This window comes from Flavobacterium sp. 140616W15 (assembly GCF_003668995.1).
Taxonomy (GTDB): domain Bacteria; phylum Bacteroidota; class Bacteroidia; order Flavobacteriales; family Flavobacteriaceae; genus Flavobacterium.
The window spans coordinates 4001295-4015811 of sequence record NZ_CP033068.1; the positions used below are offsets into that span (position 1 = coordinate 4001295).

Here is a 14517-nt window from a genome sequence, read left to right on the forward strand (position 1 = left end):
GAATCAAACTATAGGTAGGTATTCTATTTGTTTGAAGCTGTAATCTTACCGATATTAAGTCTGAAGTCAGGTCTTTTTGGATTCGATATATCTATAAAAGTTTCATTGTTATTACTTTGAGAATGAACGTTAAAGAAGATAGTATTACCATACCAATTCTCTAAGTCTTCATTGTTAGAATTAAACTCTGTGAAAATATTTCCTTTACACATATTGAAATACATTTCTTCAAATTTAAGTTTCTTCAAATTAGCATCATTTATCTCTATTTTACTATCTAATATAACTGCTGGATTAAATCCTGAGATTACACTTCTCTTAAGTTCTATGGCAGCATTGCTACCAACGTAAATAGCTTCTTTTACCAATCCAGATTGAATATCTGCACTAATATTATCACTATCATTTAACATTGTGATATTAGCCGCTGTAACCAAAGTTTGCTTTTTAGTAAAATCCGTTTCTTCTTTCTTATCATAAGATAAAACTTCCATACAACGAGAACCTTCTTTGTTACTAGTTAAGTAAGAAGATCTAACAGCCAATGAATTATATATTTTACATTGTGTTCCTTGAGTAAATTTGAAATCGTTATTGATTGATTTATAAGAAACAAATTTCGTAAGGTTTAAATCTCCACCGATCATATCAAATGAATCACCTCCTGAGAAGCTAGCCATTACGTTATCTAAAATAGTTTTATTTCCAACACCTGCTAATGTTAAAGCATTAAAATTACCATTACCTCTTACTTTTTTTCCTGCAAATTCAATTCTAACATATCTTAAAATACCTGAATTTGATGTAACGTTATCTCCTCCGTATGTAGTTAACGATGGATCAAGATCGTAATTAATAGATGACATGTTTCCAAACTTGTTTATTGGAGCATCTCCTAAAATTATAATTCCTCCCCAGTCTCCAGCTTTTTTAACACCTTTGTTTGAAGTAAAAACAATAGGATCTGTTTCTAAACCGTCAGCTATAATCGAAGCTCCTTTCGTAATAACAAGAGTTCCTTTTGATTCAAAGTCACCAATTATTAATGTACCAGGTTCTATAGTAAGAACAGCATTGTTAGTAACGTAAACATTACCTTGAAGAACATATATATTCCTCTTTAATAATTTTGTGTTTACAGATATTTTTCCCGCTAAAATTTGGTTAGCTTCACCATAATCAACTTTATTTGGTTTAAATTCTGTCCAATTGTTTAACCAGTTGCTATAACCCATTATTCCTTTTTCTTGTTGTGCATTTACACTGCACACCGCAAAAAGAGCGATCCAAATAATTTGTAATGATTTTTTCATGGTAGTAGGTTTTAATATTAACACTAATAATATTTGAGTTAATGAAAATTAAAAAAACTCATTTCGTTATTTTCCTGATAAATCAAAGAAAACACCGAAAACGAGTTGCATATATCCTATATCTCGTTCAACAATATATTGTTGATGAAGAGAATTAAATAGGCAAAATAATTATTCTATATTCTCGTTAAATAAATGCAATGATTTTATCGTGTTTTCATAGAATAAAATAGCAGCTATTAAATTATTTCTATCAGAATATGGCATCATTTTTTTCTCAAATTCTACAGTTATATCTAGGAAAGAATTTGTTGCTGCTAGTTGAGCGTCTTGCATTTTTTTATTCTCATTATCCGTAGGGATACCAAGATCAGCCATCGTTACTCCAGGTTTAGTAGCCAAAGCAATAAATGGTAATGTTTTCACCAAAACTTTGATACGTTCAATGTATAGTTCTAAAAGCTCTCCCTTTTGCATTGTTTTCAATTCTTTTTGATCATGGTATTTTTTGATCAATGCCGATGTACTAATAATACTTTGAGGAGCATTCTTAGCTTGAGATGATACCATCTGTGTTGACAACGTTAAAAAGATACTTAAAAAAATAATTTTCCCTTTCATAAATTCTATTTTAAAAATTCAATTATAAAAACAAAAATATGTAAATAAACTTAACTCACAATCTTTATTACCCTTTTTTTAAATAAATAGAGCCAAAATAAGACGAAAAAATACCGCATAACGACTAAATCTATTCTTTTAACGGTTTTTTTTGACTATCTAATAAAAACCATTTTATAAGAGTATTATTGTTTTTATCAAACTATATGTCAATACATTAACACATTTATATCTAAAATATCAGACTCTTTTTTAATCCTAAAACAAACGATATTAACAAGAAATGTTAATAATTATTTCATAAAACTAATTGTTATATTTTTCACAAAAAAATTTTTTATGAAATAAATAAAAACCGTTAAAATTGATTAAAAACAAGTTCTTATGTCTAATTGTTTTTTTACAAACGAATTTAATCTTCATTTTTAAGAAGGCATTAAACTTTGTAGATGAAAATTTTCGGCTAAATCATTTTCTACTATCTTTGCTTCATGCAATTTTCTGAAATTTTAGGCCAAGACCATATCAAAAATCACTTAATAAAAACTGCTTCTTCGGGGAGAATTCCTCATGCACAATTATTTATAGGTCAAGAAGGATCTGGAACTTTACCCACTGCCATAGCATACGCACAATATATATTGTGCGGAAATTCTGGTCCTGATAATGAAAACGGAAATACGTCCTGTAATTTAAAATTTCAGTCCATATCACATCCCGACTTACATTTTATATATCCAACAGTAACTACCGAAGATGTAAAAACCAAACCCAAAAGTCTCGATTTTATACAAAATTGGCGCAATTTTATTCAAGAAATGCCTTATGGTGGTTTATTCGATTGGTACAAAACCCTTGGCGTTCAAAATAAACAAGGTGAAATTCGAGTAGAAGATGCTCAAGAGGTGTTAAAATCACTTGCGTTAAAATCGTATGAAGGTGGTTATAAAATTATGATCATCTGGATGGCAGATAAAATGAATATCGCAGCTTCTAATAAACTTTTAAAACTATTAGAAGAACCATCTGATAAAACTATTTTTATTTTAATATCCGAAAACGAAGAATCAATCATTCAGACCATTCGTTCACGTTGTCAAGTATTGCATTTCAACGGATTAAGTGAGAGGATAATAGCCGATGCATTAGTTTCTAAAGAAAATTTAGAGCCCAATATGGCATTAAAAATAGCTCATCAGGCACAAGGTAATTACAACAAAGCCTTACACTTAATAAAAAATGACGAAGATGAATATCCTTTTGAACAATGGTTTGTTACATGGGTTCGTGCCGCTTTTAAAGCAAAAGGAAACGCTGCAGCAATACAAGATTTAATTACCTGGAGTGAGCAAATTGCTGCTTTAGGTCGAGAAAGTCAGAAAAAATTCTTAGAATTCTGCATCGAAATGTTTCGTCAAGCCCTTTTACTTAATTATCAAGCTCCAAGCTTAGTTTATATGGAGCCTAAAGTTGAAAAATTTAAACTAGAAAATTTTGCTCCATTTGTAAATGGAAATAACATTAACGATATATTCAAAGAGCTATCTGATGCGATGTATCATATTGAGCGCAACGGAAATGCAAAAATTATTTTAACCGATTTATCCATAAAACTAACCCGTTTAATTCATAAAAAATAAAAAGATGAACAATATTGCCTCAATTTTAATTTTAGTGTTCTTAGCTGTAACATTTCTTCAATCTGGTTACGACAAAATTTTTTATTGGAAAGATAATGTAAGCTGGCTAAAAGAACATTTTGCAAAAACACAGCTTAAAAACCAAGTACCACTTGCCTTATTTAATGTCCTTGTTTTAGAATTGATATCTGGTATACTTTGTATTGTAGGATCAATTCAGTTATTTTTAAATAGTGGCAGAGAATATGGTTTATATGGAGCAATTTTCTCTTGTATTACCCTGATAATGTTACTTTTTGGACAAAGATTAGCCAAAGATTACGATGGAGCAAGAACAATTGCTATTTATTTTATCCCGGCAGTTGTAGCAGTTTATTGGTTGAATTAAATCTCAATTCATAAGATTTCTCAAAACAAACTAATCGTACATTCAATTTACTTCAGTCCAAATATTATTTAATTAATATCTGGCAAAACACCTGTGTAACATATAGAAATAATCAAAATTGATAAACAATTACGTAAACAAAACTAATTATTTAAAAATAAATAAAAACATTATCTTGCCTTTATTAGTATTCCTATATCAAGGAAAAGTAATTGGACAAGAAGACTTTATGGATCCTATTTCGTATAAATGGGGATTAATTGATGACAATAAAAATATTATCATAACTCCAAAATATGACATTATATACCTTTTTGATGAAGGATTTGCTCCAATATCCCTAAATGGGAAATGGGGATTCATCGATAAAAAAGGTCAAGAAATTACTCCCATAAAATATGACAGTGTCCTCTTTTTTAAAGAAGGTTTTGCATCTGTTCAACTTAATAATAAATGGGGATTCATAGATAGCTTTGGAAAAGAAATTACACCAATAAAATATGATGACACAGGTTTTTTCAACAAAGGTCAGGCACATATAATTATTAACAACAAACAAGGGCTGATTAACAAAACTGGTCAAGAAATTACTCCTATAAAATATGACAATGTCGGTTGGCTAACAGAAGGACTTACTTTGGTGACTCTCGATAGCAAATGGGGGTTTGTAGATAGTAATGGTGAAGAAATAATCCCATTAAAATATGATAGTGTAACACTTTTCTATAATGGCATCTCGGAAGTAGAACTTAACGGAAAGAAATTTTATATTAATACAAAAGGAGAACAAACACCCTACAATTAAAACCAAATTTTATGAATCATTTAAAATTAAACAAGCACCTACTTTTGGTTGTATTAGCATTTGTAATTCAATCAAAAACAATCGCACAAGAAGCATATTTAGATCCCGAAACTGAAAAATGGGGGTTAATCGATGGAGAAGATAACTATATCCTTGAACCAAAATATGACAAAATGTTTGCACCCGAAGAAGGGTTCTTTATTGTAGTTAAAAACAATAAATATGGATTTATAGATTTAACTGGAAAAGAAATTGTATCCCCTAAATATGATGAAATATTTTCACCTAAAGACGGTTTTTTTGTTGTCAGAAATGGGGAAAAACATGGTGTTGCAGATCATAATGGAAAAGAAATAGTTTTACCCAAATATGATGAAGTTTATGTTTTTCAAGATGGCTTAGCAATTGTAATTTTAAACGGAAAATGGGGTTTAATTAACACGAGCGGAAAAGAAATTACTCCATTAAAATACGATAAAATATATGGCGTTAAAGAAAATTTTTCAATGGTTGTACTTAACAACAAAACAGGATTTGTAGATAGAAGCGGAAAAGAGATTATTGAACCAAAATATGATGATGCGTTCGGTTTTGACAAGGGAGTGGCAATAGTCGGAAATAAAGATAAATGGGGCCTAATAAATGCGAAGGGAAAAGAAATTACCTCATTAAAATACGACAAAATATTTGGCCTGGAAGATAACATTTCACAAGTAACTCTAAACGGAAAATCAGGATATCTAGATACAACAGGAAAGGAAGTTATTCCATTAAAATATGATACTATTTATGCCTTCGAAGGGGATTATGCACCCGCAAGCATCCAAGGTAAATGGGGATTAATTAACCGAAAAGGAGATACAATCATACCGTTTAAATATGATTCTATGACTTGCTTTTGTGGAGAGCGAGTAGAAGTTGAACTTAACGGAGAAACATTTTCTTTGAACATCAGAGGAGAACGTATTTAGTCTTTAAAAGATCCGTTTAACTTGTGCGAATTAATTTCATATGCTTTTACATTTTCAAGCTTGATATAAACATCTAAATTGCAATAAAATCAATATAAGTGTAGCGTTCTAAATCTTTATAGTTGTACTTTATCGCAATTTGTACAAAATTATTAAAGCTTATTAATGAGTCTCATATTACAATTATGAAAAAAATAATTTTATTATTGTCACTGTTTTGTCTGTTAGTTGGTTGCAAAACTAAAAAAATCACAAAACTTACCAGATTAGAAGCAAAAAGTTCAAATTTAGATTTTAATCGTTCAGTTAAAAAAGTGATATTAACTCATTACAGCATAAATGATTCTACTGAAATCATTAGCGATAAAAAACCACTTTTTGTTCAAATTCAGACATTTGATGTATTGGGAAATTTAACCGGAAATAAAGTTACACATCAGGACAAATCGAATAATATTGATGCCGAATATATTTTTGATGCGAGTAATAAAGTTACATCTTCAAAATTTTCATATAATACTTTACAAATTAATTCTATATATAAACACCAATATAAAGGAAAAAAACTACTAAATTCTGAAGAATATAATCAGGATACAAATAGCTTAGAGGCGGTTACTAAATATAAATATAATGCTAAAAAGTTAAAATCAATAGAGCACTTAATCAAAAAGGACAGCTCATTACAAATTATAGAAACCACATTATTAAGTAGTTCAGGGATAATAAAAGAAGTGATAAAGTATGATAATTCAAAAATTTCTAAACGGGATCTATACGATTCTATTGGTAGAATAATGATTTCCTATTCAGGTCCGACAAATAAAGTGTTATACACTTATGATAAACATGGAAATATTGCTACTGAAAAAGATAATGCTTATTCATTCAAATATGAATATGATTCCTATGGAAATGAAACCGTACGCTATCTTTTTGATAGTGACTTAGTTTTCTGTCCAACTGGAGATTTTATAATCGGAATCAGATATCACGTTTATGAATATGATAAAAAAAAGAATTGGATAAAGAAAATAGAATTCGATAGGCAATGTATTCCAAAAACAATAGAAATTCGCACTTTAGAATATTATTAAAAATACAATATCTAAACAAAATAATGCATTCATTGTTTATACAATTGTAACCTAAAGTGTTAAAACAGTAAACACAACCTAGTCTTTGATCAATGCAAGAGAAAAAGTTCCTTTATAATTTTAAATTTTAATTACATTTGAGGCAAATAATAAATTTCAATATTCAATAACTAAAACATTGAAATACAACAATATAAAATTTACATGAAACCTAAACATCCTTCAGAATCTTTAACTATATTAACCGATTTAGTTTTACCAAGCGAAACTAATCCTTTAAACAATCTATTTGGTGGCGAATTATTAGCCAGAATGGATCGTGCCGCAAGTATTGCTGCCAGAAGACATTCACGCCGAATTGTAGTTACTGCATCTGTAAATCACGTTGCTTTTAATAGAGCAATATCTTTAGGAAGCGTAGTAACTGTTGAGGCAAAAGTATCAAGATCATTCAAAAGCTCAATGGAAGTTTTTATAGATGTATGGGTAGAAGATCGCGAATCAGGAAATAGAACAAAAGCCAACGAAGCAATTTATACTTTTGTTGCAGTTGATGATACTGGAAGACCGGTAGAAGTACCGCCAATTGATCCAGAAACAGAGCTTGAAAAACAACGTTTTGAAGCTGCATTGCGTCGTAAACAATTAAGTTTATTATTGGCTGGAAAAATAAAACCTGAAGAAGCAACAGAACTTAGAGCGTTATTTTTATAAAAAAACAATCTGAAAAAGAGAAAATAAATCGAGTTGCAACTTCAAAAAAAAGAAGTATTTTTACGTCGATTACACGCCAATACAAATTAAATCAAGAAGTTAATACTTGATTGATTTAATATAAAAGAGTTATAAAAATTTAGATGAAAGAAAAAGACAAAAAAGAGATGAGTTCAGAGAAAGAAGCCAAATTAAAAGCGCTACAACTTACGCTTGATAAACTTGATAAGACTTACGGAAAAGGAACCGTAATGAAAATGGGCGATAAAGCCATTGTAGAAGTAGAAACAATTTCATCAGGTTCATTAGGAGTAGATTTAGCCCTAGGAGTAAACGGTTACCCAAAAGGAAGAATTATCGAAATATACGGGCCAGAATCTTCTGGAAAAACAACCCTAACATTACATGCTATTGCTGAAGCTCAAAAAGCGGGTGGAATTGCTGCATTTATAGATGCTGAGCATGCATTTGATAGAAATTATGCTGAGAAATTAGGAATCGATATCGAGAATTTAATTATTTCTCAACCAGATAACGGGGAACAAGCACTAGAAATTGCTGAAAACTTAATTCGTTCAGGAGCAATTGATATTGTTGTAATTGACTCTGTTGCCGCATTAACTCCAAAAAGTGAAATCGAAGGAGAAATGGGAGATTCAAAAATGGGACTTCATGCTCGTTTAATGTCACAAGCACTTCGTAAACTTACTGGAACAATTAGTAAAACAAACTGTACGGTATTCTTCATTAACCAATTAAGAGAAAAAATTGGGGTAATGTTCGGAAATCCAGAAACAACAACAGGTGGTAACGCCTTAAAATTTTACGCTTCGGTACGTTTAGATATTCGTCGTTCTTCTCAAATCAAAGATGGTGACAATGTAATTGGTAACAGAACAAAAGTAAAAATCGTTAAAAATAAAGTTGCTCCACCATTTAAAACTGCTGAATTCGACATTATGTACGGAGAGGGAGTTTCTAAAACCGGAGAAATTTTAGATTTAGCTGTTGAATTTGAAATCGTTAAGAAAGCAGGCTCATGGTTTAGCTACGGTGATACTAAATTAGGACAAGGTCGTGATGCAGTAAAATCGCTAATTAAAGATAATCCAGAACTAGCAGATGAACTAGAAGTTAAGATTAAAGCACATATCAAAGAATTGGCAAGTGCCTAAAAACAAAAACCCGAAAATTTAATTTTCGGGTTTTTTTATGCTTTTCACGCAACCTTTTTCAATAAACGATATCCTTATAAAGAATTACCGTTTTTAAGCCTTAAACAGCTTGTATATATTACTTTTTTAAATTTAAAAGATGAAGAAGAAACTGGGAACATTATTTCAAAAACACTGGATAACAAAAAGAAAATTAAAAATTGCCATGAATTTTATTTCACAAAAAATCATTCATCGATAGGATAAAATTTACATTTTAAGAATTAATACTAGATTGTTCCTTTTGCAAAACGATATCTTCTTGTAAGGTTTTGCCTTTTCCAAATATCAATAATTGCTTATAAATTAGATCTCTTACCTGATCACGAAGATATTTTCTATCTTCAGGCTGAAGCTTCGTTGTTTCTATAAACGAATGAATTTTCACTCTCATTTTTCCAGGACTACCACTAAAAAAAGTATAAGAAAATCGTTTTTTATTGTCAGCATATGTAATCGGAACAATCGGAATATGATGCTCAATTGCCAAACGGAAAGCACCATCTTTAAATTCGTCTAAAATAATCGATTCATCGTCAGGAACACCGCCTTCTGGGAAAATACAAATACTTAATCCCTGATTCAAACGCTTTTGTGCTCTGTTAAAAACATCCATTTTGCTTTTTGAAGATTTACGATCCACTAAAATACAGGTTCTTTTATAGAAAAAACCAAACAAAGGAATCTTAGAAAGTTCTTTCTTTCCAACAAAAACGAATGGATTTTTAATAATCGCTAGCGTAAGCATAATATCCGTCATCGAAGTATGATTAGCAACAATCATATAACTTTTTTTAGGATCAAGCGCTTGCTCCTTCTCTACTTTATAGTAAAACCCCATTCCAAAAAGGATGAATTTTGCCCAAATTCTTGCCATTCTAAAAAAATATGGGTACCCACTTTCAGTAAGAATTGATAACACTAAAAACGGAAACATTACCAATATTGGTATGGCCATTAAAACATAAAACCAAATACGCCAAATAACCCAAAAAACAATTTTTACTCCTTTCATAAACCCAAAAGTAAGAAAACAGATGTAAATTTAAATTTTTAGACCAATAGATTTTTAGATTAAAAAACTTATCAAGTAATGAATCTTAAGATATCAGTCAACTTTGCGAAAATTTTGTACACATTGTTGTTAAAAATTATTTACAAAAGACACTAGACAAACTGCAAAAAATACTTGAGATAAATTACACAAATCAACACAAGGTTTAAAAAATCTATTTAATCTTTATAATCTGTGACTAAAAACTTTGTAAACTTTGTGGACTTTGCGTAAAACTTTGCGAACTTTGCGGTTAAGAAAAAAATTTAGCATGGCAAAAATACTTACTGGCGTACAAAGTACTGGAACGCCGCATTTAGGCAACTTATTGGGAGCAATTATTCCTGCAATCGAATTATCTAACAAACCCGAAAACAAATCATTTTTGTTTATCGCCGATTTACACTCGATTACACAGATAAAAGACGGTAAAACTCTAAGCGAGAATACCTATAGCGTTGCTTCTGCCTGGCTTGCTTTTGGTTTGGATATTGACCGTGTTACTTTTTACAGACAATCAGATGTTCCTCAAACAACAGAATTAACCTGGTATTTGAGTTGCTTTTTTCCATTTCAAAGATTGACTCTAGCACATTCATTCAAAGATAAAGCGGATCGTCTTGATGATGTAAACGCAGGTTTATTCTCATACCCAATGTTAATGGCCGCAGATATTTTACTTTATGATGCTGAATTTGTTCCTGTTGGAAAAGATCAAATGCAACATTTAGAAATTACTCGCGATGTAGCTTCACGTTTTAACCACCAAATGGGTGAAACTTTTGTAATTCCAGAAGTTAAAATTCAAGAAGACAGCATGTTGATTCCTGGAACAAACGGAGGAAAAATGAGTAAATCAGCAAATAATTTCATCAATATATTTTTAGATGATAAAGCGTTACGCAAACAAGTCATGAGTATCGAGACTGATAGTACACCACTTGAAGAACCAAAAAATCCTGATACTTGTAATGCATTTGCAATTTATTCTCTTATGGCTAATGAAGATCAAATTGCTACAATGAGAGCGAATTATTTAGGTGGAAATTATGGATATGGTCATGCAAAACAAGCTTTGTTTGAATTAATTACAGAAAAATTCAAAACAGAAAGAGAAAAATACCATTACTATATAAACAACCTAGACGAAGTAGATGCTTTACTTAAAAAAGGAGCTGCAAAAGCAGCCATTGTTGCTAATGAAGTTCTAGAAAGAGTAAGAGCAAAACTAGGGTTTAGTAAATAATAATCTACCTAAGCATGACTATTGAAGATGCTATCGAGGAGTTAGAATACCAAAGCGGACAACACGAGAACATAGAAAGTGAAAGATGGAAAAATGGTTTTTTAGGTCAGTTACGCCCTTATAAAGGCGTCTTACACGAAAAAAATTACCATTCAATAATACAAGCCCTAAAAATACTCGCACCTGAATTGGAAAAAGATTTTATTGATAAAAGAATCATAGGTGCAATATGGGGAATTTGCCATTTCGGCAGAATGTGGGCTATTTATCCTGATGGAATGTTACAACGTAATGAATTGCTTAATGAACAACAAACATTACAAATTGATGATTGGTTGATTGATATATCTTATGCCGCTTTTTGTCTGCTTGAGGGGACTGGTCCTAAAGAAGCTTTTTGGAATTATGACAACAAAGAACAATAAAAGTCTCTCAAAACAACCAAGCTTTAATTAGAAAAACTACCTCACAATACATTAATAATCACCCCTTTCAGTTTAACATTGAAAGGGGTGTGTTTTTAAATAGCCTCAAATAGCTTTCCAGGCAATGGACGAATTACTCCTTTAAGTTCCATATTCAGCAACAATCCTGATATTTTGTAAATCGGAAAATCACATCTTAAAGCAATAATATCCATCAACTCTTTACCCGCTTTTAACAAATAATCATATATTTTCTGTTCATCAGGATCTAACTCAACAAATAATTGTTTCTGTACTGATTTGGACTCATTTTTAACGTCCCAGTTTAAAATATAAATCAAATCGGCTGCATTGGTCAGCACATTCGCTTTTTGAGCCTTAATCAAGTTATTACAGCCTTGACTGTATTTGTCAGTGGTACGCCCGGGAACTGCAAATACATCCCGATTATAATCATTTGCCAAGTTGGCAGTAATAAGTGAACCTCCTCTATCCGCAGATTCAATTACTATTGTAGCTTCACTTATTCCAGCAACAATACGGTTTCGTCGCACAAAATTTTCTTTATCAGGATTCGAGGAGCTCCAAAATTCAGTCATGAAACCACCATTTTGCTCCACTTGAGCGACATATTTTTTATGGCTTTTAGGATATATTTGGTTTAAACCATGTGCTACAACGCCAATAGTCTGAAGATTATTCTCTATTGCCAATTGATGTGCAACAATATCGACTCCATAAGCAAAACCACTTACAATAACGGGATTTAAGGGCGACAAATCTTCTATCAGTTTTTTACAAAATTCTATTCCGTATGAAGTAATTTGTCGCGTTCCAACGATACTTATGACTTTTTTATTCTCCAAATCAATGTTTCCAGAACTAAACAGCAAAACCGGTGCATCAATACAATGTTTTAATCTCTCGGGATAGTTTTTTTCGTCAAAAAACGTTACATTAATACTATTTGACTTGATAAAGTCGAGTTCTTTTTGTGCTTTTTCAAAAATTGATTTTTCTCTTATATTCTTTAATAAAACAGATCCAACACCTTCAATTAAAGATAGTTGCAAAGGTTTAGTTTTAAAAATTTCCTCGGCAGTTCCACATTGTAATAATAACCTTTTTGCAATTATATCACCCACTCCTTCAACACTTTGTAATGCCAATAAATAAAATAAATCTTGCTCAGTCATTTGCTACAATAATTAGGTTATTCAGATAAAATAAAAATCATATTTATCAATTACAAAGATGGTAATTTAAGGTAAATTCTTGCCAAAAAAAGATATTTAAAAAATAAACTAAAAAAGTCAAAAAAATTTAAAATTGCAAATAACTAAATTTCAAATACTTGTATAAAAAAGTGAATTGTTAATAAAAATTGTGAATAAAATTTTGATAACTATTTTCCTTGCCTAACTTTGTTACTATGAAAATCGAAACTTACATCGCGCAGTTATTGTATCGTTATCAGTGTGTAACGGTTCCTGGGTTTGGAGCTTTTTTAACCGAAATTCAATCGGCCCAACTTAATGAAGGTTCAAATTCATTTTTTCCACCAAAAAAATTAATTTCTTTCAACCCGCATATCAAAAACAACGATGGTTTGTTAGCAAATCATATTGCTCTTACCGAAAAAACATCGTATAAATTTGCTGTCAGTGCAGTACATTTTGAAGTTTTAACTTGGAAAAAAGAATTAGAGGACAAAGGTTTCCTTTCTATTAAAAATGTTGGTCAAATTCGAATGAATGCTGACAAAAACCTTGTGTTTACTCCAAATGATCAAAAGAATTATTTAGCTACTTCATTTGGCTTAAGCCCATTTGTTTCTCCAATGGTTAAAAGACAATCGTTTGAAAAACAACTTGAAGCTTTAGAATTAGAAACAGTTGAAGAAAAAGAACCTGTAGCCTTACATTCTGCTTATAAAGGATCTAATTCTTATTTAAAATATGCTGCTATTTTTGTACTTGCATTAGGAGTAACAGGAAGTATTGGTTACCCAATGTACCAAAACCAAATTGCTAATCAAACTGTTCTTGTAGAAACAGCTGTTCAAAAACAAGTTCAGAATAAAATTCAAGAAGCCACATTCTTTATAAAAAATCCACTGCCAGCAGTAACAGTGACTCTTTCAGTAAAGGAAGAAAAATTAACAATGCCTTATCACATTATGGCAGGTGCTTTTAGAAGTGAAAAAAATGCTCAAAAAGCTTACAACAGATTAAAAAAAGCTGGATTTGATGCTAAAATAATTCCTGCAAACAGACATGGACTTTTCCCAGTCTTATATGGTAGTTATGCCACAATGCGTGAGGCAGAAAAAGCTCAAAGAGAGATTCAAAATACTATAAATCCAGAAGCTTGGATTTTAATAGAAACACTATAAAATTCTATAGAAAACTTACGCAGTTTGTATTAGAGATTATATTCCCCTACTTAAAGAAACACCATTTTATATTTATTATAAAATGGTGTTTCTTATTATAAAAAATTCTATATTTAAAACAAACTAAAGCATTTTACAAACTTTGGAATAATGTTTGTAGGATAATTACAAATATTAAAAATAAGACTTATGAGAATAGTACGAAATTTCGGGTTTGCAATTTGCCTTTTTATTGCATCACAATCTTTTTATGGACAGGAAACTAATTCAAATAGTTCAAATCAAGAAATTCTATTAAATAAAGAAAAAGAACACGCAAAGAGAACATTAGAGAATCAAAAAGAATTACAAAAAAGACAAGACCTTTTAAAGCAGGACCAAGATAAAGCTCAAAAGCGTCAAAGAAAAATTGAATCCGCTCAAAATAAGATAGAAAGAACCAAAAAAGACATCAAAAAAACAGAGGATAAAAATCAAAAAATCCAAGACGAATTAAAACTTAACAAATTTCCTGAAAACAAAATTCAACAAAAGAAAATAAAATCAAAACAATATGAACTTGATGTTTTGAAACTCCAATCAAAACTAACACAACAACAACAAGATCTAACAAAACTTTTAGATTCTAAATAAA

The 14517-nt window shown here is 30.6% G+C and carries 15 protein-coding genes; 11 read left to right on the forward strand and 4 right to left on the reverse strand.

Annotated elements, in window-relative coordinates:
- Nucleotides 1-23 precede the first annotated feature (23 nt).
- Complete coding sequence (locus tag EAG11_RS17445; protein WP_129540288.1) at nt 24-1313, reverse strand: hypothetical protein; 1290 nt, start codon at nt 1311-1313, stop codon at nt 24-26.
- A 171-nt stretch (nt 1314-1484) separates the two neighbouring features.
- Entirely contained in the window at nt 1485-1934 is a 450-nt protein-coding gene (locus EAG11_RS17450) for a hypothetical protein (protein WP_129540289.1), read from the reverse strand.
- Nucleotides 1935-2425: 491 nt separating this feature from the next.
- On the opposite strand from EAG11_RS17450, the gene EAG11_RS17455 reads away from it, so the two are divergent.
- From EAG11_RS17455 to recA, 7 genes are all read left to right on the forward strand, one after another.
- Nucleotides 2426-3574 carry a DNA polymerase III subunit delta' gene (locus EAG11_RS17455; RefSeq protein WP_129540290.1) on the forward strand — a complete coding sequence of 383 codons (1149 nt, stop codon included), beginning with the start codon at nt 2426-2428 and terminating at the stop codon, nt 3572-3574.
- Nucleotides 3575-3578: 4 nt separating this feature from the next.
- Nucleotides 3579-3962, forward strand: a complete 384-nt coding sequence (locus tag EAG11_RS17460) for a DoxX family membrane protein (protein WP_129540291.1) — start codon at nt 3579-3581, stop codon at nt 3960-3962.
- Nucleotides 3963-4080: 118 nt separating this feature from the next.
- Entirely contained in the window at nt 4081-4767 is a 687-nt protein-coding gene (locus EAG11_RS17465; protein WP_129540292.1) for a WG repeat-containing protein, read from the forward strand.
- Nucleotides 4768-4778: 11 nt separating this feature from the next.
- The gene (locus EAG11_RS17470) at nt 4779-5738 is read left to right on the forward strand and encodes a WG repeat-containing protein (RefSeq protein WP_129540293.1); all 960 of its coding nucleotides are present in this window, start codon (nt 4779-4781) and stop codon (nt 5736-5738) included.
- Nucleotides 5739-5923: 185 nt separating this feature from the next.
- Nucleotides 5924-6835: a hypothetical protein gene (locus EAG11_RS17475; protein ID WP_129540294.1), complete on the forward strand. Its 912-nt coding sequence runs from the start codon at nt 5924-5926 to the stop codon at nt 6833-6835.
- Between the two features lie 204 nt (nt 6836-7039).
- Complete coding sequence (locus tag EAG11_RS17480; protein ID WP_129540295.1) at nt 7040-7549, forward strand: acyl-CoA thioesterase; 510 nt, start codon at nt 7040-7042, stop codon at nt 7547-7549.
- A 167-nt stretch (nt 7550-7716) separates the two neighbouring features.
- Entirely contained in the window at nt 7717-8724 is a 1008-nt protein-coding gene (gene recA, locus EAG11_RS17485; RefSeq protein ID WP_129541129.1) for a recombinase RecA, read from the forward strand.
- A gap of 256 nt (nt 8725-8980) precedes the next feature.
- Here recA and EAG11_RS17490 read toward each other — a convergent pair whose 3' ends face one another.
- Entirely contained in the window at nt 8981-9778 is a 798-nt protein-coding gene (locus EAG11_RS17490) for a 1-acyl-sn-glycerol-3-phosphate acyltransferase (RefSeq protein ID WP_129540296.1), read from the reverse strand.
- Between the two features lie 310 nt (nt 9779-10088).
- On the opposite strand from EAG11_RS17490, the gene trpS reads away from it, so the two are divergent.
- Entirely contained in the window at nt 10089-11063 is a 975-nt protein-coding gene (gene trpS / locus EAG11_RS17495; RefSeq protein ID WP_129540297.1) for a tryptophan--tRNA ligase, read from the forward strand.
- Nucleotides 11064-11077: 14 nt separating this feature from the next.
- On the forward strand, nt 11078-11488 hold the full coding sequence (locus EAG11_RS17500) for a hypothetical protein (RefSeq protein ID WP_129540298.1): 411 nt from the start codon (nt 11078-11080) through the stop codon (nt 11486-11488).
- A gap of 95 nt (nt 11489-11583) precedes the next feature.
- On the opposite strand, the gene dprA is transcribed toward EAG11_RS17500, so the two are convergent.
- Entirely contained in the window at nt 11584-12684 is a 1101-nt protein-coding gene (gene dprA, locus EAG11_RS17505; protein ID WP_129540299.1) for a DNA-processing protein DprA, read from the reverse strand.
- Between the two features lie 236 nt (nt 12685-12920).
- On the opposite strand from dprA, the gene EAG11_RS17510 reads away from it, so the two are divergent.
- Complete coding sequence (locus EAG11_RS17510) at nt 12921-13883, forward strand: SPOR domain-containing protein (RefSeq protein ID WP_129540300.1); 963 nt, start codon at nt 12921-12923, stop codon at nt 13881-13883.
- 189 nt (nt 13884-14072) lie between these two features.
- Nucleotides 14073-14516 carry a hypothetical protein gene (locus tag EAG11_RS17515; RefSeq protein ID WP_129540301.1) on the forward strand — a complete coding sequence of 148 codons (444 nt, stop codon included), beginning with the start codon at nt 14073-14075 and terminating at the stop codon, nt 14514-14516.
- The last annotated feature ends 1 nt before the right edge of the window (nt 14517 follow it).

What these genes read in the sequence shown, in the direction of transcription:
- EAG11_RS17475 (WP_129540294.1), top strand. Translation starts at nt 5,924, where the DNA reads ATGAAAAAAATAATTTTATTATTGTCACTGTTTTGTCTGTTAGTTGGT.
- recA (WP_129541129.1), top strand. Translation starts at nt 7,717, where the DNA reads ATGAGTTCAGAGAAAGAAGCCAAATTAAAAGCGCTACAACTTACGCTT.
- EAG11_RS17510 (WP_129540300.1), top strand. Translation starts at nt 12,921, where the DNA reads ATGAAAATCGAAACTTACATCGCGCAGTTATTGTATCGTTATCAGTGT.
- EAG11_RS17455 (WP_129540290.1), top strand. Translation starts at nt 2,426, where the DNA reads ATGCAATTTTCTGAAATTTTAGGCCAAGACCATATCAAAAATCACTTA.
- EAG11_RS17450 (WP_129540289.1), bottom strand. Translation starts at nt 1,934, where the DNA reads ATGAAAGGGAAAATTATTTTTTTAAGTATCTTTTTAACGTTGTCAACA.
- EAG11_RS17515 (WP_129540301.1), top strand. Translation starts at nt 14,073, where the DNA reads ATGAGAATAGTACGAAATTTCGGGTTTGCAATTTGCCTTTTTATTGCA.
- trpS (WP_129540297.1), top strand. Translation starts at nt 10,089, where the DNA reads ATGGCAAAAATACTTACTGGCGTACAAAGTACTGGAACGCCGCATTTA.
- dprA (WP_129540299.1), bottom strand. Translation starts at nt 12,684, where the DNA reads ATGACTGAGCAAGATTTATTTTATTTATTGGCATTACAAAGTGTTGAA.
- EAG11_RS17445 (WP_129540288.1), bottom strand. Translation starts at nt 1,313, where the DNA reads ATGAAAAAATCATTACAAATTATTTGGATCGCTCTTTTTGCGGTGTGC.
- EAG11_RS17500 (WP_129540298.1), top strand. Translation starts at nt 11,078, where the DNA reads ATGACTATTGAAGATGCTATCGAGGAGTTAGAATACCAAAGCGGACAA.
- EAG11_RS17460 (WP_129540291.1), top strand. Translation starts at nt 3,579, where the DNA reads ATGAACAATATTGCCTCAATTTTAATTTTAGTGTTCTTAGCTGTAACA.
- EAG11_RS17480 (WP_129540295.1), top strand. Translation starts at nt 7,040, where the DNA reads ATGAAACCTAAACATCCTTCAGAATCTTTAACTATATTAACCGATTTA.
- EAG11_RS17470 (WP_129540293.1), top strand. Translation starts at nt 4,779, where the DNA reads ATGAATCATTTAAAATTAAACAAGCACCTACTTTTGGTTGTATTAGCA.
- EAG11_RS17490 (WP_129540296.1), bottom strand. Translation starts at nt 9,778, where the DNA reads ATGAAAGGAGTAAAAATTGTTTTTTGGGTTATTTGGCGTATTTGGTTT.